The organism is Inhella gelatinilytica (assembly GCF_016093295.1).
GTDB classification, from domain to species: domain Bacteria; phylum Pseudomonadota; class Gammaproteobacteria; order Burkholderiales; family Burkholderiaceae_C; genus Inhella; species Inhella gelatinilytica.
Genome location: NZ_JAEDAL010000001.1, coordinates 120,716 through 136,746, shown reverse-complemented (window position 1 = coordinate 136,746; position 16,031 = coordinate 120,716). Strand labels below are relative to the sequence as shown.

Sequence of the window (16,031 nt, the reverse complement as noted above, 5' to 3'; positions counted from 1 at the left end):
GGTGGCGCTGAAGATCACCGAAGAGTGCATCAACTGCGATGTCTGTGAACCGGTTTGCCCCAACCAGGCCATCTCCCTGGGCATGGAGCACTATGTGATCGATCCCGCGCGCTGCACGGAATGCGTCGGGCACTTTGATCAGCCCCAATGCGCCTTGCTGTGCCCTGTGGCCTGCATTCCCAAAGACCCCGCCCACCCGGAGACCGGGGAGCAGTTGCTGGAGAAATATCAGGCGCTGATCCAGGTCAAGCGTTTGGACTGAGCTGGCTGTCGGGGTACTGCGCGTACAAAGCGCGCACCTTGTCCACGTTTTGCATCAACAAGGGCACCAAGCCTGGGTCAAAGTGCAAGCCGGCCTGGCTCTCGATGTACTCGAGGGCTGTTTCAAAGTCCCAGCGGGCCTTGTAAACGCGGTCCGAGACCAGTGTGTCCAGCACATCCGCCAGCGCCACGATGCGGCCTTGCACGCTAATGGCTTCGCCGGCCAATCCGCGGGGGTACCCTTGGCCATCCCAGCGCTCGTGATGCTCCAGCGCAATCTGTGCCCCCAGGCGCAAGATGCGACGCTTGCTTTGCGCCAGCAAGTCGTAGCCGGACTGGGTGTGGGTTTGCATGGCCGCCCATTCATCCGCACTGAGCTTGCCGGGTTTGCTGAGGATGCCTTCTGGCACCGACACCATGCCCACATCGTGAAGGGCCGCGGCCAGTCGCAAATGCTCGACCTCAACCGAGCACATGCCCCGAGCCGCGGCGATCAGGGCGCTGAGCTCCGAGATGCGCCGCACGTGCGCACCCCCCTGGAACTGATGCCGCTCAAGTGCCTCACCGAGCACATACACCATGTCCCGCTGGGTTTCCAGCACCTCTTCCCGCAACAACAGGGATTCGTAAGTGATGGCCACGTTGGAGCAGTAAATCTCCAGCAACTCCTGGGCCTCGCGATCGACGGCGTCGCTGAACTCAATGTAGAGCAGGCTGATGCTGCCGGCGCTGGTGCGGTAGTAGCCCACACAGTAATGGGGCTCAAACAAGCTCCGCTGCTCGCGTTCGGCGCGCTCCAGCGCCTCGCGAACCTTGTTGGGCAGGGACTCGTCCGCCAAGTCGTCCAGCAAGCCCGCGTATTCGGGCGTGGCCGCCAGGATGTGCAGGCGCCCATCCCATTCGGAGGTGGCATAGGCCGAAATGCGGTTGGCGCACAGCCCGCGCGCTTCGTAGCCCAGCAGGTGCGCCACCTGGTTCAATACGGCCGAAGCAAAAACCCTCAGGTTGCGAGAGTCATACACCCGCTGAATAGCCTCGATGGAGCGACGCAGCGCAGCCTTGCTTTCCTCAATGATCAGGATGTCGCGGTACGAGCGCAGGGCCGCGAAAAAGACGGTATTGAGCTTGCGCTTGGTGAGCTCGGTCTTTTCCTTGTAGTCGTTGATGTCGTAATTCTTGATGACCTGCTCTTCAGGCGCCTGTCCAGGCTGCCCCGTGCGCAGCACGATGCGCGAGCGCCGGTTACCCATCTGTTCTCGGATGTCCCGTGCCAGATCCAGGCCAGCATGCTCGGACTCCATCACCACGTCCAGCAGGATGAGCGCGACATCGTCTCGTCCCTCCAGGACCTTGCGGGCGTCGGCCGCGCTGTAGGCGTGGAGAAATTTCAAGTGGCGCCCCGCGAACTCGAAATCCGCCATCACCAATTCGGTAACCTCGTGAACCTGCGGCTCATCGTCAACGATCAGCACCACCCAGGGGCTGAGGGCTGCGCCCAGGCCGGCGGCACTGGGTTCAGGGGCAAACAGCAGATCGTTGTCGTCGGTGTCAGGCAAGGACATGGATCACGCCCGAGTCAAGGGTCGGATGATCATGCCAGAAACCCGGCCCTTGCGAGACCCCGGAAACTTGGGGCTAATCGGGATGGCGTGCTGTCGGCGCACTGGCTGCTCCCAAAAAACGCGGGGGCTTGGTCTTTGGCGGTTTGCGCTGGGCGGCGGCGGAGGCGGGCGTCTCCGCGGGTCTTGCGGCTTGGGCAGGCCCCAAATTGCCCGGGGAAGTGGGGGCCTGGGATTCCGCTTTCTCTCGTTGAGCCCGTGCACCGTCCGCCCATTTTTTTTCCTGCTCAGCTCGTGCGCGAGCGAGCGCGGTGTCCTTTGCCGAGGGCTGATCCACGCGAACGGCCTGCGAAGCACTGGGCCCTGGCGGGCAGGGGCGGTCACTGAGCTCCCGGCCCTCGGGGCCGCAGCGGTAGACCGTGGTCCCCGCGGCTTGAGCCTGTCCCCCCAGTGCATTCAAGCTGACGAGGGCAAGGGCAATCTTGAGAGAGAAACGACGTGGGCTCATGATGGGGTGGCGGCGGGGTCGGCAGGGGTGGCGGGCGGACGGGGAGGCTTGGGGCGCTGGGGCTTGGCGTGCAACTGATGGGTGGCCGCGTCCAATTGACCGGCCAGGATCAGGGGCAGCAAGCCCAAGCTCTTCTGAATGGCGAGTTCCAAGGCCTCGCGCTCGGGCGCGGGGGCGCGTCGCAGCACGTAGCCGGCCACGGCGTCCCGGTGGCCGGGGTGACCGATTCCCAGGCGCAATCGCCAATAGTCGGGAGAACCCAGTTGCGCGGTGATGTCCTTCAATCCGTTGTGTCCGGCCGCCCCTCCGCCGCGTTTGAGCTTGACCTCCCCTGGCGCCAGGTCCAGTTCATCATGCGCGACCAACACCTGCTGGGGCTCCATCTTGAAAAAACGGGCCAGGGCGGCCACCGACTTCCCGGACAGATTCATGTACGTCAAGGGTTCAAGTAGCCACACGTCTCCTTGTGGGGTGCGCGCTCGCGCCGCAAGGCCGAAGTACGTCCGTTCGGTGGTCAGCGACACCTTCAGCGTGCGGGACACGGCGTCGATCCAGGCGAACCCCGCGTTGTGTCGGGTGTCTTCGTATTCGGCCCCGGGGTTTCCCAGGCCAACCAGCAGTTTCAGCATGCGAGGATTATCCCGAGGGCGGCCAACTGGCCCAGCCTGAAATACTGCCACCCGATCAGGAGTGAAATCCCTTGGCTTTTTTGCGCACCCGCACCGAACCCGGCTGGACGGCCCTGTCGCCGCAGGGCCCTGTCTTGCGGGCGGTTCACGTGGCGCCCGCTGCGCCGGGAGGACGCCCTCGGGTGCAGTGGGTGTGGGAAGGCCCCTGGGGCGAGACGGACGAGGCCCAGCGTGAAGCCTTGCAGGCGTTGCGTCGGCAACACAGTGCCCCCAGCCAGCGGGTGTGGGTGTTGGAGCGGGGCCAGTACCAAATTGTGCCGACCGACGCCCCCGCCGATGTGCCCGAATCGGATTGGGCGCAAGCCTTGCGCTGGCAGCTGAAGGGGCAACTGGAGTTCTCGGCCGAAGACGCCACCATCGATTTGCTCCGCATTCCCCAAGAGGCGGGCTCCCGGCGGAGCACGCCCTTGCTGGCCGTGTTGGCGCCGCGCAACCGTCTGCGTCCCCTGGTCATGGCCGCCGAGTCCGCGTCCCAGGCCTTTCGGGTCATTGACATTCCGGAAACCGCGCTGCGGAATTGGACGGTTCGGGCGGAGGCGTCAGTGCGGGCGCGGGCCTTGCTCAGTTTTGGCAGTGGGCAAGGCGGTCTGGTGATCACCCATGAAGGGCAGCTGTTGTCGTTTCGTCAGATTGAGCTGGCCGCAGAGCTGTTGGAGCACACGGACCTCGACCGCCGCCAGGCCGCCTTGGACCGAGCGGCCCTGGAGGTTCAGCGCACGCTGGATCACTTCGACCGCCAGTTCAGTCACTTGAGTTTGGGTCAGCTGGACGTGGCACCCGGTCCCGCCTCGGAGGCCCTGTTGATGCACTTGGCGGTGCAGGTTGCGACCCCGGTGACCGCGCTGGATCCGGTCGAGCGGGTGGACTTGAGCGGGGTTCCAGCCCTCCAAGGCACAGCGTTAGCGCCCTGGCTGTTGCCCATCGGGGCAGCCTTGCGCGGGGGATGATGGTGGCTGTGCAAGACCTCAATTTATTTGACGCCGGCCTGCTGCCCGAAAAGCGCTGGGTCACCCTGCCTACCGCGCTGGGACTGGCGCTGGCCCTCCTGGTGTTGATGCTCGCTGGGGCGGCCGGGTTTCAGCAGGCCATGCGCGGCCAGATGCAGCGCTTGCAGCAAGCGGAGACCGAGCTCAAGGTGTTGGCGCTGACACCGGCCGTGAGCGAGGAGGCCGCCCAGAAGGAGGCCATACAAGCCATTCGGGATCGCCTGGCTCAAGCCCAGGCCTTTGATCGGCAATTGGCGTCGCTCCCCACGAGTGAGGCGGCACCGCAATTGCTGGAAGGCCTGGCCCACGCGGCCCTACCCGACGTCTGGGTGACAGGATTGCGCTGGGAAGCGAGTGAGTCCCAGCTCGAAATTGCCGGTCGTTTGTTGGACCCGGCTCGGTTGCCGGCTTACTTGCGTCGGCTCGAGCAACAACCGGTCTTCAAGGGACAGAAACTGGCTCAAGTTCAGGTGGCCACGGGCGCCGGCGCCGACCCGGGCTCTGCCAGTTTTCAGCTGCGCAGCCTCGCCGCCAAGGGGAAGTCGCCATGAAGCGTTCGTCCTGGCACCAGCAGTGGCGGGCTTGGCAGCAAGCGTTTGACGCGCGTGCCCCGCGGGAGCGTTGGCTCTTGGCAGGTACGGTGGTGGCGCTGGCTTTGTGGCTGGGCGACAGCCTGGCACTGAACCCGGCAATGAAGCGCTGGAAAGCGGCCCAAACCCAAGCCGGGCAACTCGAATCACGCGTGGCCGAGCTGCGCCAGGTTCAGGCGCAAGCCCGGGTGCAAGCCGAGCAGCAACGCCAGCAACGGGCGGCAGAGTTGCAGCGACTGCAGGCCGAATTGGGGCGCCTGGAAGGGCGGCCCGGCGCGCTGGAAGCGGCGCGAATGCTCACGCTGTTGGAGGAGGTGGTTGCACAGCAGGGGGGGGCTGTTCGCTTGCGCGCGCTTAGCGCCAAGCCGGACACCCGGGTCGCCCCAGCGGCGGCGGCCAGTGAGCCGGTGGGCCCGCGGCTCTTCCGGCACGGCATGGAAATTGTCGTAACCGGTCGCTATGAGGCCTTGCACCGCTACTTGGCTGACTTGGCCCACAGTGAGAGCCGGCTGCGCGTGCGTCAATTGGCCCTGACGGTGCGGGAGCACCCGGAGATTGAGATGACCGTGCTCGTAGAAACCTTGAGCCCGCAAGCGGCATGGTTGACGTTATGAGGGCGCTTTGGGGCATCGTTGGCGGATTGAGCGCGGTGGCATCCGTCCAGGCCCTGCCGGATCCCACGCTGCCGCCGCCCCAGGCACGCGCCAGTGTGAGCGCGGGGTTGCCGGCCTCCCCGGTGAGCGCGGCGCCCGCACGGCCCGTTCTGCAGGGCCTTCGTCCCGGGCAGCAGCCCACCGCGGTGGTGAGTGGACAGTTGTTGCGTCCTGGGCAAAGCGTTCAAGGCCACGTGCTGCTGCGCATCGAGGCCGATGCGGTGGTGATGCGGGACCCCGAGGGGCAGCGCCTGCGCTTGACGATGTGGCCGGTTGACGAGAAGAAACCATTGATTAAAGAGGTTCGCCGATGAAGTTCTGGGGTCCCCTTTCTCTTGCCCTGGCCCTTGGCGTGGGGGTCTCGCCTGGGGCCTGGGCTACGACGGCCCTGTCCGCGGCGCCGACCGCGAACGCCAAGTTGGAGCGCTTCGACATCGCTTTGGTAGACGCGCCGGCGGCCCAGGTCTTCTTGCAGATTGCCCAAGGCTCTCCGTATCAATTGCTGGTGGCCCCGGAGGTCACGGGGCGCATCAGCTTGAATCTGAAACAGACCACGGTGTTGGAGGCGCTGGAGGCGATCAAAGAGCTCTACGGGTACGACTACAAGGTTCTCACCGACAAGGTCTACGTTTATTCCAACGCGATCCAGACGCGGATCTTCCGCATCAATTACTTGCCCGGTCGTCGTCAGGGGGAAAGTGATACCCGGGTCTCGACCAGTGCCTTGGCGGTGGCTGGCGCCACCTCGGGTGGCAACTCAGGGGGCGGCTCGGGCGGAAGTAATGGCGGGGGGGCGGGCGGGAGCAGCGCGCTCAAGAGCTTTGAATCCGCTCAGGTGCGCACCACGTCAGACGCCAACTTCTGGAGCGAGGTGCGGGAATCTTTGGCGCTGCTGGTGGGCAGCAGCGGCGGGCGCTCGGTGGTGCTCAACCCCTCGGCCGGCGTGATTGTGGTGCGAGCCCCAGGGCCTGAACTCGTGCAGGTGGAGCAGTATTTGCAGGCCATCCAGGTGAGCATTGAGCGACAGGTGATGCTGGAGGCCAAGATCCTCGAAGTGAGCCTGAGCGACGATGCCAAGACGGGTATCAACTGGGGCGCCTTCGGGCAGTTGTTGGGCGGCGCACGGGGCGGTCAACTGGCCATTGGGGTCGGTCAACCCGGGGCCGTCATCAGTCCCACTGGGACGGCGCTGACCGATGGTGCGAATGTCATCACACCCGGCGCGGGAGGCGCCATCAATCTGGGCGCCATGGGCCGCGGCTTCTATGGGTTGGCCTTTCAGGCGACCAACTTTGCGGCTCTGCTCAACTTCTTGGAGTCGCAGGGCGATGTGCACGTGCTGTCCAGCCCCCGCATTGCCACGCTCAACAACCAAAAAGCGTTGCTCAAAGTGGGCTCGGATGAGCTTTATGTCACCGGCATCAGCAACAGCAACACCAACAATTCGAGTTCGAACAACACGGGCAGCAGCACCAGCCCGGCGGTCCCCACCTTGCAGTTCACCCCGTTCTTTTCCGGCATCGTGCTGGACGTGACGCCGCAAATTGACGCGCAGGGCCAAGTGATGCTGCACGTTCACCCGTCGATCAGTTTGGTGAACGAACGCGAAAAAATTCTCAACCTGGGTCTTCTCGGTAATTTCCGCCTCCCGTTGGCCACGTCCTCCATCAATGAAACGGATTCCATCGTTCGCGTGGCCGACGGGCAAATCGTGGCCATTGGCGGCTTGATGACCCAGGAGCTGCGCGGGGATCGGACGGGTTTGCCGGTGCTGTCCAACCTGCCCGTGGTGGGCAACCTGTTCGGTCAAACCCAGCGCGTCAACCGCAAGCGCGAGCTGGTGATTCTCATCAAGCCGACGGTGATCCCCGCCGATGGGCGCTGGCCTGCGGAGCTCAGCGCGCCGGCGCTGCCCGCCCCGCCCACGCCCCAGCGCACAGCGCCATGAACGCCCCCCAGCGCATCCGGCTGGGTGATTTGCTCACCCAAGAAGGGCTGATTCGTCCGGAGCAACTAACCGAAGCCCTGAGCTTGCAGAAGGCCACTGGCCGCAAGCTGGGGCGCATCTTTGTCGACAACGGCTGGGTGACCGAGGCGCAGATCGCCAAGACGGTGGCACGTCAGCTCAGGGTGCCCTACCAGGACTTGAGCGACACGGTGGTCCGGCCCGACGCCGTACGGGCCCTGCCTGAGGGGCTGGCGCGCCGCATGCGCGCCATGGTGCTGGAGTCCGATGCATTGGGCGCTCGGGTGGCCATGGGCGACCCGACCGACATTGCCGCGTTCGATGAAATCGCCCGCCTTCTGAAAAAAGACGTTCAGCTGGTGGCGGTATCCGAGAGCCAGTTGTTGGCCCTGATCGATCGCAGCTACACGCTCGGTGAAGACATTGGCAGCTTGGCCAAGGAGCTGACCAGTGAGCTGGGGGCGGTCGAGGACGAACTTGGCGAGTTGCTCGGGCTCAATACCGCCGGCGCTGAGGATGCCCCGGTGGTTCGCCTTTTGCAGTCGGTGTTTGAAGAGGCCTTGCGCAAGCGGGCCAGCGACATCCACATCGAACCGCAGGAGCGGAGCCTGCGCATTCGTTTCCGCATCGACGGCGTGCTGCAGGTGCAGACCGAAGCCGACGCCAAAATTTCTACCGCGGTGGCGCTCCGCCTCAAGCTGATGAGCGGCTTGGACATCTCCGAGCGTCGACTGCCGCAAGATGGGCGTTTTCACGTCAAGCTGCGCAACAGCAGTGTGGATGTACGGATCTCCACCATGCCCACTCAGCATGGCGAATCCGTCGTCATGCGGTTGCTCAACCAGAGCACGGGCCTCTTGCACCTGGATGGCTTGAGCTTGCCTCGCCACGTCAAGGAGGCCATAGGTCGGGCCATTGAGCGCCCCAGCGGCATGTTCTTGGTCACGGGGCCCACGGGCTCGGGAAAGACCACGACCTTGTACGCGACGCTCAATGCGCTCAACAACACCGAGCGAAAAATCATCACGGTCGAAGATCCGGTGGAGTACCGCCTGCCGGGCTTGAATCAGGTGCAGGTGCACGAAAAGATCGACCTCAGTTTTGAACGCGTTTTGCGGGCGGCGCTGCGCCAGGACCCGGACGTGGTGCTCGTGGGCGAGATGCGGGACCAAGTCACGGCCGAAGTGGGCCTGCGGGCGGCCATGACGGGCCACTTGGTGTTGTCCACACTCCACACGAATGACGCGGTTTCCACCCCCATCCGCTTGTTGGACATGGGCGTGCCCCGCTACATGGTGGCGCTGTCGCTTCATCTCGTGCTGGCGCAGCGGCTGGTGCGAACGATTTGTACCCACTGTGCCCAAGCCCATGAACCCACACCGCAGGAGCATGCTTGGTTTGAGGCCAACGGCGAAAGCCTGGTGGGCGCCACCTTGAAGAGGGGGCGGGGCTGCGTGCATTGCAGTGACACGGGGTACTCAGGCCGCACGGGGGTGTACGAATTCCTCGAGATGGATCAGGGCTTGATTACCGCCTTGAATCGGGGCGACAACGAGGAGTTCACGCGCTTGGGTCGCGCCCAAATGAAGGGCAACAACCTGCGTCACGATGCGCTGCGCTTGGTCAAAGATGGACGGACCACGCTGGAAGAAGCCCTGCGCGTGTCGACCGCGGTGGATGAACTGTAGGTCTGCTGAGCCCGTATGCCCAATTTTGCTTACACCGGACGTCGTGGCCCGGAAGCCGTGCGCGGGGTGCTCGATGCCGCCTCGGCGGGCGCAGTGGCAGACGCCTTGCGAGCGGAGGGCATTACCGTCTTGTCGGTGCAGGCCGATGCTGCGGCTGGCGGCGACGGCACTTCATCTGCACAAGATTGGCTGAACGAGCGCCTCAAACCCGCCATTCAGCCGGTGGACATGCTGGTGTTCACGCGGCAATTGCACACCTTGTTGAAATCCGGGGTGCCGATTCTTCGGGCGTTGGCAGGCCTGACAGAGTCGGCCACCAATCTGCGCATGAAGGACACCCTGCAGGCCGTGCGCAGCAGCTTGGAGTCTGGGATTGAACTGAGCCGCTGTTTTGCCCAGCAAAGCGGCGTGTTTGACCAATTCTTCGTGGCCATGGTGCGCGTCGGGGAAATGACGGGGCGCCTGGACGAGATCTTTTTGCGCCTGTTCGAACATTTGGAGTTCGAACTGTTCATGCGCCAGCAGGTCAAGTCGGCCTTGCGCTACCCCATGTTCGTCATGATCGCCATGGCGGCGGCCATCGGCGTCATCAACGTCATGGTGATTCCCGCGTTTGCGGGGGTGTTCAAGAGCCTGGGGGCCGAGTTGCCGCTGGCCACGCGCATTCTGCTCGCGACGTCGAACTTCACCGTGCAATACGGTTGGGCGCTCCTGCTGTTGCTGGGCGGCGCCATCTTTGGATTGAAGCGGTGGGTGGCCACAGAGCCCGGGCGCCTGGCCTGGGACCGTTTCAAGCTGAAGATTCCGGTGGCCGGCAAGATCGTGCTGAAAGCCGAACTGGCGCGGTTCGCGCGGAGCTTGGCGCTGTCCTTGCGCAGTGGCTTGCCCGTGGAGCAGGCTTTGACCGTGGTGGCCCAGACCTGTGAGAACACGCACATCGCCAGCAAGATTGAGGGCATGCGGGCGGGCATTGAGCGGGGCGAGTCGTTACTGCGCGCGGCCATTGCCTCCGGTGTGTTCACGCCGGTTGTTCTGCAGATGGTGGCGGTTGGCGAGGAAACGGGCTCCGTGGACGAACTCATGCTCGAAGTGGCGCAGCTCTATGGCAACGACGTGCAGTACGAACTCAAGACGCTCAGCCAGCAAATCGAACCCATCTTGATCGTTTTCCTGGGGGTCTTGGTGCTCATCTTGGCGCTGGGGGTGTTCTTGCCGATTTGGGATTTGGGGCGCGTGTCGTTCAAAAAATGAGGTTGCGTCGCATGCTGGAGTTGGCGGTGGTGCTCATTGCCCTGGGCATTGCCGCGTGGCTGATCGAGGCGCGATTCAACGACGTCCAGCGCGAAGCCCGGCGCGTCCAGGTGCGCATGGCAGCCGAGGCCGCTCGCACCAACGGGGCGCTTTTTCAGCTGCAATGTCCCCATTTGGACGACACCGCGTGCACGCAGCGCGTGATGAGCCGTCTGAGGCGCGCGCACCTGACGACGGTGAGTCCTGTGGAGGGCGACCGGTTGCCCCCTGGTTTGGCGGGGGCTCAGGCCCGTCTCTGGGGCCTTGCCTTGGCCAGCGGCGTTGCGCCGGATCAAGGGGAGCAGGGGCGGTGGATTGCGGACTTTGACAGCGCTGATACGCTTCGGGTCAGCCTGCGCGGTGTGACCGATTGCCGCTTCTTGTTGCGTATCCACCTCAATTCAGGGTCTGTCACGGTCGAAGAGCAGGCTCTGACTTGCTAGGCTTTCGTCATCCAAAAAGAGGAGTTTTGCCATGCGTGCCACTTCCCGCCATCAGTCGGGTTTCACCATCATTGAATTGATCGTGGTTATCGTAATCTTGGGGGTGTTGGCGGCAACCGCTCTGCCCCGGTTTGTGGATATTGGTGACGATGCGAAGACTGCTGCGGTTCAGGGCGTGGCGGGTGCCGCGGGTTCTGCCATGACACTGAACTACAGCGGCTGTGCCATTAAGAACCACAGCACGGCCGACGCGACCAAGTGCAAGTTGGTCAACGATTGCACTGATGTGGCGGGCCTCATGCAAGGTGGGGCGATGCCAGCGGGCTATGTGGCCTCGGACGCGGGTGGCTCGTCTACGACCAATGGTACGAGCCTTACCTGCACTATTGAGACTTCAGATGGTAAGAAGTCGGCTACCTACACCGGTATCGCTGCCGGAAACTGAAGGCAGTCCGACTGGGCCGTCCGTGAGCGTCCCTCGAAAGGCGCAGGGCCTGCCTGCCCTGGATCAACGGTCAGCCGCGTGCTGGCCGTTTTTTATTCGCTGCTTGCGAGCCACAGTCGCGGTCATGACCCTTGTGGGGGTGGCTGGCGTGGATGCCGCCACCTGTCTTCCCGTGCGCAGTCCAACTACCTGCGTGAATGATTCGTCGAACGGTTTGCATGAACCTTGGACGAACGCCAGTCGGGCCACAGCCAGCGATGGGCTGTCGGCTACTGCATCCCCGCCAGGGACCAACCAAACCCAATACCTCAAATGCACCGGCTATGGATTCTCCGTGCCAACGGGATCGGTCATTGACAGCATCAAGGTGGGCGTCCAACGCTCGGGATCCGCTTTCCAGGACCATCAGGTCTATCTCGTGAAGGCTGGCGTGGTTCAAACGGCGAAAAATGCGGCGTCGACCACCAATTGGACCTCGTCAAGCGTCACGGAATGGCATGGCGGGGCTCCCAGCTATTGGACTGGAACCTGGGGTGTGACCGATGTGAATCATGCGGGTTTTGGTGTGGCCTTCGCGGCTGACAAGGACCCGGGGGGGGCAGCCACAGCCCAAGTCGATCATCTCCCGATTGAAGTCTGCTACAGCGCCGCCACTGGACCCCACCACCTGCAAATTGAACACGCCAGTGGCAGCGGATCGACGTGCTCGGCCACGACCTTTACGGTCCGTGCATGCGCGGACGCGGCTTGCAGCACTGGCTACACGGGCGGGGTGACGGGCAGTTTGTCAGCCTCGAATGCCAGCTTCAGTTGGCCGGGCTCGGCCAATTTCAGCATCGCTTCAGGTGCCAGCACGACCACGGTGTCGGGCTTGCTGCCGGTCGCTGGCACGGCGAGCCTGAGTGTGGCCAGCAGCAGCCCCACGGCGACCGCGGCAGCCACCTGCCTCTTTGGCGGCAGCACCAGTTGTACGTACACGAGCGCCACCGCGGGATTCACGGTCACGGTGGCAGACCATCGGGCCGAGGACAGTGGGATGGCCACGATTTCTGCCAGTTGCGCCGGGCTGGCGGATGTCACGCGCACGTTGACCCTGGGCTGTTCCTACGTGGACCCTGGCTCGGGCACGTTGCCGCTTCGAATGGGGGCGGGGCTGACGCCTCTCAACGCCAGCGCCAGTGCGACGGCAGCCTGTGGAAGCCGCGATCTCTCGGTGTACTTTGACGCCTCGGGCACCGCCAGCTTGGACCTGCGTTACGCAGACGTTGGCCGCATGAGCCTGACGGCCACCTACAGCGGTTCGGCCGGCACGGGCGATGCGGGGGTCACGATCACCGGGAGTACGCAGTTTGTGGTGGCGCCGGCCAGTTTTGCTTTGACTTTGGACGGCAGCCCCCCGCGCACCGCCGGGCAGTCGTTTACGGGCCAGCTTCAGGCGCGCAATGGCTTGGGGGCGGTGACGCCCAATTTTGGCCTCGAGACGACACCGGAAACGGCGGTGCTCAGCTTTACTCGCCTGAGTCCGGCCGGGGGTTTTGATGGGCTGTTTGCGGGAGACGTCGGCGCCTTTGCAGGGGGCCAGGCGAGCTTGAGTAATTTGATCTGGTCCGAAGTCGGCGAAGGGCGAGTCAGCGCGCAGTTGGGGGACGGCAGTTATCTGGGCAGTGCCTTCAATGTGACGGGGCAAGTGGATACCGGGGCCTTTCGTCCGCATCGCTTGCTGATCGGGGTCACGCCGGGTTGCGATAGCTTTACCTATGCCGATCAACCGTTCGAGCGGGTCACGGTGACCGCGCTGAACGCCACCGGCGGCACCACGCAGAACTACGACGGCAGCTTGGGGCTCTCGCGGGTGTTGACCTTTGCGGACGCCAAGGCCTCCACCAAGGGCGGCTTGGACACGGGCAACACCAGCCCGCTGAGCGCGCAGCAATGGCCGGCCAGTCAGTTCGTGCAAGGGGTGGCGGAATCCAGCTTGCGGTATCGGTTCACCGCCAAGCAGACTGCCCCCATGCGGTCCACCGATGTCGGTAATCCCGCGCTCCAGCTGCGGGCCACGGATGCCGATGGCGTCAGCAGCAGTGTGGTGACCGCCGATGAGCCACTGCTTGACATCTGGAGCGGGCGACTCACGCTGGAGAGCCGCTCGGGTTCGGCGGCGTCCTCGTTGAGCCTGCCGGTTCGCATCGAAGCCTGGTCCGGCAAGGCGTGGGCCCTGCACGCGGCCGATTCCTGCACGGCGGCCCGGCTCAGCACTACGGCGATCGCGGTGTCCAGCCCCACCACCCTTCGTGGCGCGACCGCGAGCTGGGGGGTGACGGCCGCCAGCCTGGGGGGTTTCAGTGGCGGGTTGGGCAGCCTGCGACTGAATGCACCCGTTCCTGCTGGGGGCAGCGGCAGTGTGGACGTGGCCCTGAACTTGGGCAGTACCACGACCGACCGCGCCTGTGTGGCCCAGCATCCAACGACCACGGGTGCGGGCCTGGCGTGGCTGCGGTCGCGGTTTGGGGTGGCCCAGGGCTGTAACGACCGGTGGGACAGCGATCCCAGCGCCCGCGCCAGCTTCGGCGCCGCCATCCCGGAAAGCCAGCGGAGGGTGCATGAGCGGCAGGTGTATTGAGTCCCGCTGCTCCGGCTTCACCTTGGTCGAACTGGTGGCCGTGCTCTTGTTGTTGGGGGTCCTGGCGGCGGTCGCGGTGCCCCAACTCACGGGGCTGGGAGGCTTCAAAACCGACAGTTGGCGCGAGCAGGTGGCAGCAGGTCTGCGCTGGGGGGGCGCCGTGGCGCAGGGGCATCGACGTGTCGTGTGCGCGGAGGTGACGGGGCAGGGGGTGTTGAGCCTGAGTATGGTCAGCAGCCGGACCGGTACGAGTTGCGATCAAGCCTTGTTGGGCCCCGATGGACAAACGGCCTTCAGTTCGGCGGCTGGGGTGACAGTCTCTGCCACGCCGAGCGGGACGTTTTTCTTCCAACCCGACGGTCGGGTGAGCACCGACTTGGCCGGGGCCAGTTCGGCCACCGTGCGATTGAGCGCGGAGGGCGTTGGCGATCTGGTGGTGCGAGGGGAGAGTGGCTATGTGGAGTAGCCGTGCCACGCGGGGTTTCACCTTGGTGGAGATGATCATCGCCATCCTGGTGCTCGGTTTTGGGCTGGCGGGCGTCCTGGTGGCCTTCCAGCAAACCACCAAGGGCTCGGCCGATCCTCTGATCCACCGGCAACTCTTGTCCGTGGCTGAGGGCTATTTGGAGGAAGTGCTCAGCCGGCCCTTCGCCAGCAACTTGGCGCGGAGTGTGAACGGCTGCGCACGCGATGGGTTTCACGACGTCGACGATTACGCAGGATTTACCAATCAGTCGGTTTGCCCCATCGACAGCACTACGCCCGTCAGTGGCTTGGAGCTGTACACGGTGTCCATCGCGGTGGAGGCAATGGCCCTCAACGGCGTGGCGGCCGATCAGGCCCGCCGAATCACGGTCACGGCCCAGCGCAGTGACGGCCAGTCGTTGACCCTGGTCGGTTGGCGAACCCATTACGCGGGGCCGTGATGAACACCCAGCACCGCGGCTTTAGTTTGGTTGAGTTGATTGTGGTGATCGTCATCCTGGGGGTCATTGCAGCCACTGCCACGGTTTTTGTGAAGCCGGCGGCTGAGGGGTTTGTGGCGCAGCGCGACCGCAGCACGCTGCAGTCGGCGGCGCAGTCGGCCCTGCACGTGATGGCACGTGATCTGCGCTTGGCGTTGCCCAATTCGCTGCGCCGGCCGGCCGACGCTTGTTTTGAGTTGGTGCCGACAGTGGGCGGGGGCCGCTACCGCATGGGGCCCGACATCGATGCGCCTTGCACCGGTGCGGCAGACTGCGCGGCCGTGCTGGACCCGAGTACCACCACGACGACTTTCGATGTTCTCGGGCCCGTGACGGGCCGACTGCTCACGGGAGACTGGATCGTGGTGGGCAACCAGAACGGGGACGAGTTCTACGGCGGAAGTAACCGCAGCGCCGTGGTGGCCTTGGGCAGTGCGGGCGCCTACGGCAGCCAGCGGGTCCAGATCAATCCGCTGCAGTTCCCGCTAGGCTATGCCGGGGGGCGCTTCCAGGTGGTGAACCCGAGCGAGGCGAGCGTCTTCTTTGTTTGTGCCAATGCGGGGGTCGATGCCCAAGGCAATGGAACGGGCACCTTGTATCGCCAAACGTCGACCGCTCCATCGAGCAGCTACCCCTCGTCCTGCCCCGGTGCGGGGGGCGAGGTGCTGGCGACCCAGGTCGCTGACTGTGGTTTTGAGTACAACAACACCTCACTGACCGAGCAGGGCCTGATGAGTCTGCGTTTGGTGTTGCAGCGCCGGGGCGAAACCATCAGTCTGCGTCAGCAAGCGCAGGTGGTGAATCGACCATGAAGCCGCATCAACAGGGATTTGGCGCGCTGGCCGCCGTGGTGGTCTTGGTGCTGCTGGCGCTGGTGGCGGCGTCGGTGGTGCGATTGAGTCAATCCAGCCAACTTGGCATGGCGCAGGAAGCGCAGGCGGCGCATGCGCAAGCGGCTGTACGTGCGGGCGTGGATTGGGGGCTCTACCAGGTATTCCGTGGGACTTGGCAGGGCTGCACGGGGGGGCAATCCCAGACCTTGGACTTGCGGGCGGAAGGTGGTAACTGGGTCACCGTGAGCTGCAGCGCCCCGTCCCCTTATCAAGAAGGGCAACTGGGCAATGGGAACGCACGACAGGTGCGGGTGATTACGCTCAGTGCGGTGGCCTGCAATGCACCGGCTGGGCCTTGCCCCGACGACGGCGCGGCCGCAGGCGCACATTACGTGGAGCGCGCACGCGAGGTGGTGGTGGCGGAGTGCACGCAAGAAGACGGCAGTTGGGGGAATTGCCCTTCTTGATCCGGTCTGCGTGACCATGAAAAAAGCCCTGCCGAAGCAGGGCTGTTGCGAGGCGGATGCCGGGCGAA

The 16,031-nt window shown here is 64.5% G+C and carries 17 protein-coding genes; 15 read left to right on the top strand and 2 right to left on the bottom strand.

Annotation, left to right across the window (positions count from 1 at the left end; all coding sequences use genetic code 11):
* The first annotated feature begins 1 nt into the window (after position 1).
* Positions 2-262 (top strand): YfhL family 4Fe-4S dicluster ferredoxin, encoded by a 261-nt coding sequence (locus tag I7X43_RS00650; protein ID WP_198098959.1) that lies wholly within the window; start codon positions 2-4, stop codon positions 260-262.
* Here the strand turns inward: I7X43_RS00650 and I7X43_RS00645 are convergent.
* Both I7X43_RS00645 and pth read right to left on the bottom strand, forming a co-directional pair.
* Positions 246-1,823 (bottom strand): DUF3369 domain-containing protein, encoded by a 1,578-nt coding sequence (locus tag I7X43_RS00645; protein ID WP_198098958.1) that lies wholly within the window; start codon positions 1,821-1,823, stop codon positions 246-248. The two genes, I7X43_RS00650 and I7X43_RS00645, sit on opposite strands and share 17 nt — an antisense overlap.
* 501 nt (positions 1,824-2,324) lie before the next feature.
* Positions 2,325-2,957 carry an aminoacyl-tRNA hydrolase gene (gene pth, locus I7X43_RS00640; RefSeq protein ID WP_198098957.1) on the bottom strand — a complete coding sequence of 211 codons (633 nt, stop codon included), beginning with the start codon at positions 2,955-2,957 and terminating at the stop codon, positions 2,325-2,327.
* Between the two features lie 71 nt (positions 2,958-3,028).
* Here pth and I7X43_RS00635 point away from each other — a divergent pair, with 71 nt between their 5' ends.
* From I7X43_RS00635 to I7X43_RS00570, 14 genes are all read left to right on the top strand, one after another.
* Positions 3,029-3,964 carry a type IV pilus biogenesis protein PilM gene (locus I7X43_RS00635; RefSeq protein WP_198098956.1) on the top strand — a complete coding sequence of 312 codons (936 nt, stop codon included), beginning with the start codon at positions 3,029-3,031 and terminating at the stop codon, positions 3,962-3,964.
* 8 nt (positions 3,965-3,972) lie between these two features.
* The gene (locus I7X43_RS00630; RefSeq protein ID WP_198098955.1) at positions 3,973-4,554 is read left to right on the top strand and encodes a PilN domain-containing protein; all 582 of its coding nucleotides are present in this window, start codon (positions 3,973-3,975) and stop codon (positions 4,552-4,554) included.
* Entirely contained in the window at positions 4,551-5,207 is a 657-nt protein-coding gene (locus tag I7X43_RS00625; protein WP_198098954.1) for a hypothetical protein, read from the top strand. The genes I7X43_RS00630 and I7X43_RS00625 overlap by 4 nt, the downstream gene beginning before the upstream one ends.
* Positions 5,204-5,560, top strand: coding sequence for a hypothetical protein (locus tag I7X43_RS00620; protein ID WP_198098953.1), 357 nt, complete (start codon positions 5,204-5,206; stop codon positions 5,558-5,560). Before I7X43_RS00625 ends, I7X43_RS00620 begins: the two co-directional genes overlap by 4 nt.
* Positions 5,557-7,194 carry a pilus (MSHA type) biogenesis protein MshL gene (mshL, locus tag I7X43_RS00615; RefSeq protein ID WP_198098952.1) on the top strand — a complete coding sequence of 546 codons (1,638 nt, stop codon included), beginning with the start codon at positions 5,557-5,559 and terminating at the stop codon, positions 7,192-7,194. The genes I7X43_RS00620 and mshL overlap by 4 nt, the downstream gene beginning before the upstream one ends.
* Positions 7,191-8,900 (top strand): GspE/PulE family protein, encoded by a 1,710-nt coding sequence (locus I7X43_RS00610; RefSeq protein ID WP_198098951.1) that lies wholly within the window; start codon positions 7,191-7,193, stop codon positions 8,898-8,900. Before mshL ends, I7X43_RS00610 begins: the two co-directional genes overlap by 4 nt.
* Before the next feature lie 15 nt (positions 8,901-8,915).
* A complete protein-coding gene (locus tag I7X43_RS00605) occupies positions 8,916-10,151 on the top strand; it encodes a type II secretion system F family protein (RefSeq protein WP_198098950.1) in 1,236 nt (411 codons plus the stop codon).
* The gene (locus I7X43_RS00600) at positions 10,148-10,633 is read left to right on the top strand and encodes a hypothetical protein (protein WP_198098949.1); all 486 of its coding nucleotides are present in this window, start codon (positions 10,148-10,150) and stop codon (positions 10,631-10,633) included. The genes I7X43_RS00605 and I7X43_RS00600 overlap by 4 nt, the downstream gene beginning before the upstream one ends.
* Positions 10,634-10,664: 31 nt before the next feature.
* The gene (locus I7X43_RS00595; RefSeq protein ID WP_198098948.1) at positions 10,665-11,078 is read left to right on the top strand and encodes a prepilin-type N-terminal cleavage/methylation domain-containing protein; all 414 of its coding nucleotides are present in this window, start codon (positions 10,665-10,667) and stop codon (positions 11,076-11,078) included.
* 334 nt (positions 11,079-11,412) lie between these two features.
* Complete coding sequence (locus I7X43_RS00590; RefSeq protein WP_198098947.1) at positions 11,413-13,698, top strand: DUF6701 domain-containing protein; 2,286 nt, start codon at positions 11,413-11,415, stop codon at positions 13,696-13,698.
* Positions 13,679-14,164 (top strand): prepilin-type N-terminal cleavage/methylation domain-containing protein, encoded by a 486-nt coding sequence (locus I7X43_RS00585; protein ID WP_198098946.1) that lies wholly within the window; start codon positions 13,679-13,681, stop codon positions 14,162-14,164. Before I7X43_RS00590 ends, I7X43_RS00585 begins: the two co-directional genes overlap by 20 nt.
* On the top strand, positions 14,154-14,624 hold the full coding sequence (locus tag I7X43_RS00580; RefSeq protein ID WP_198098945.1) for a type IV pilus modification PilV family protein: 471 nt from the start codon (positions 14,154-14,156) through the stop codon (positions 14,622-14,624). The genes I7X43_RS00585 and I7X43_RS00580 overlap by 11 nt, the downstream gene beginning before the upstream one ends.
* Positions 14,624-15,475 carry a prepilin-type N-terminal cleavage/methylation domain-containing protein gene (locus I7X43_RS00575; protein ID WP_198098944.1) on the top strand — a complete coding sequence of 284 codons (852 nt, stop codon included), beginning with the start codon at positions 14,624-14,626 and terminating at the stop codon, positions 15,473-15,475. The genes I7X43_RS00580 and I7X43_RS00575 overlap by 1 nt, the downstream gene beginning before the upstream one ends.
* Positions 15,472-15,963 (top strand): MSHA biogenesis protein MshP, encoded by a 492-nt coding sequence (locus tag I7X43_RS00570; protein WP_198098943.1) that lies wholly within the window; start codon positions 15,472-15,474, stop codon positions 15,961-15,963. The genes I7X43_RS00575 and I7X43_RS00570 overlap by 4 nt, the downstream gene beginning before the upstream one ends.
* The last annotated feature ends 68 nt before the right edge of the window (positions 15,964-16,031 follow it).

Bases quoted from the DNA above. Each gene is read 5' to 3' on its own strand.
- I7X43_RS00645 (WP_198098958.1), bottom strand. From the start codon at position 1,823: ATGTCCTTGCCTGACACCGACGACAACGATCTGCTGTTTGCCCCTGAA.
- pth (WP_198098957.1), bottom strand. From the start codon at position 2,957: ATGCTGAAACTGCTGGTTGGCCTGGGAAACCCCGGGGCCGAATACGAA.
- I7X43_RS00625 (WP_198098954.1), top strand. From the start codon at position 4,551: ATGAAGCGTTCGTCCTGGCACCAGCAGTGGCGGGCTTGGCAGCAAGCG.
- I7X43_RS00620 (WP_198098953.1), top strand. From the start codon at position 5,204: ATGAGGGCGCTTTGGGGCATCGTTGGCGGATTGAGCGCGGTGGCATCC.
- mshL (WP_198098952.1), top strand. From the start codon at position 5,557: ATGAAGTTCTGGGGTCCCCTTTCTCTTGCCCTGGCCCTTGGCGTGGGG.
- I7X43_RS00610 (WP_198098951.1), top strand. From the start codon at position 7,191: ATGAACGCCCCCCAGCGCATCCGGCTGGGTGATTTGCTCACCCAAGAA.
- I7X43_RS00605 (WP_198098950.1), top strand. From the start codon at position 8,916: ATGCCCAATTTTGCTTACACCGGACGTCGTGGCCCGGAAGCCGTGCGC.
- I7X43_RS00600 (WP_198098949.1), top strand. From the start codon at position 10,148: ATGAGGTTGCGTCGCATGCTGGAGTTGGCGGTGGTGCTCATTGCCCTG.
- I7X43_RS00595 (WP_198098948.1), top strand. From the start codon at position 10,665: ATGCGTGCCACTTCCCGCCATCAGTCGGGTTTCACCATCATTGAATTG.
- I7X43_RS00585 (WP_198098946.1), top strand. From the start codon at position 13,679: ATGAGCGGCAGGTGTATTGAGTCCCGCTGCTCCGGCTTCACCTTGGTC.
- I7X43_RS00580 (WP_198098945.1), top strand. From the start codon at position 14,154: ATGTGGAGTAGCCGTGCCACGCGGGGTTTCACCTTGGTGGAGATGATC.
- I7X43_RS00575 (WP_198098944.1), top strand. From the start codon at position 14,624: ATGAACACCCAGCACCGCGGCTTTAGTTTGGTTGAGTTGATTGTGGTG.
- I7X43_RS00570 (WP_198098943.1), top strand. From the start codon at position 15,472: ATGAAGCCGCATCAACAGGGATTTGGCGCGCTGGCCGCCGTGGTGGTC.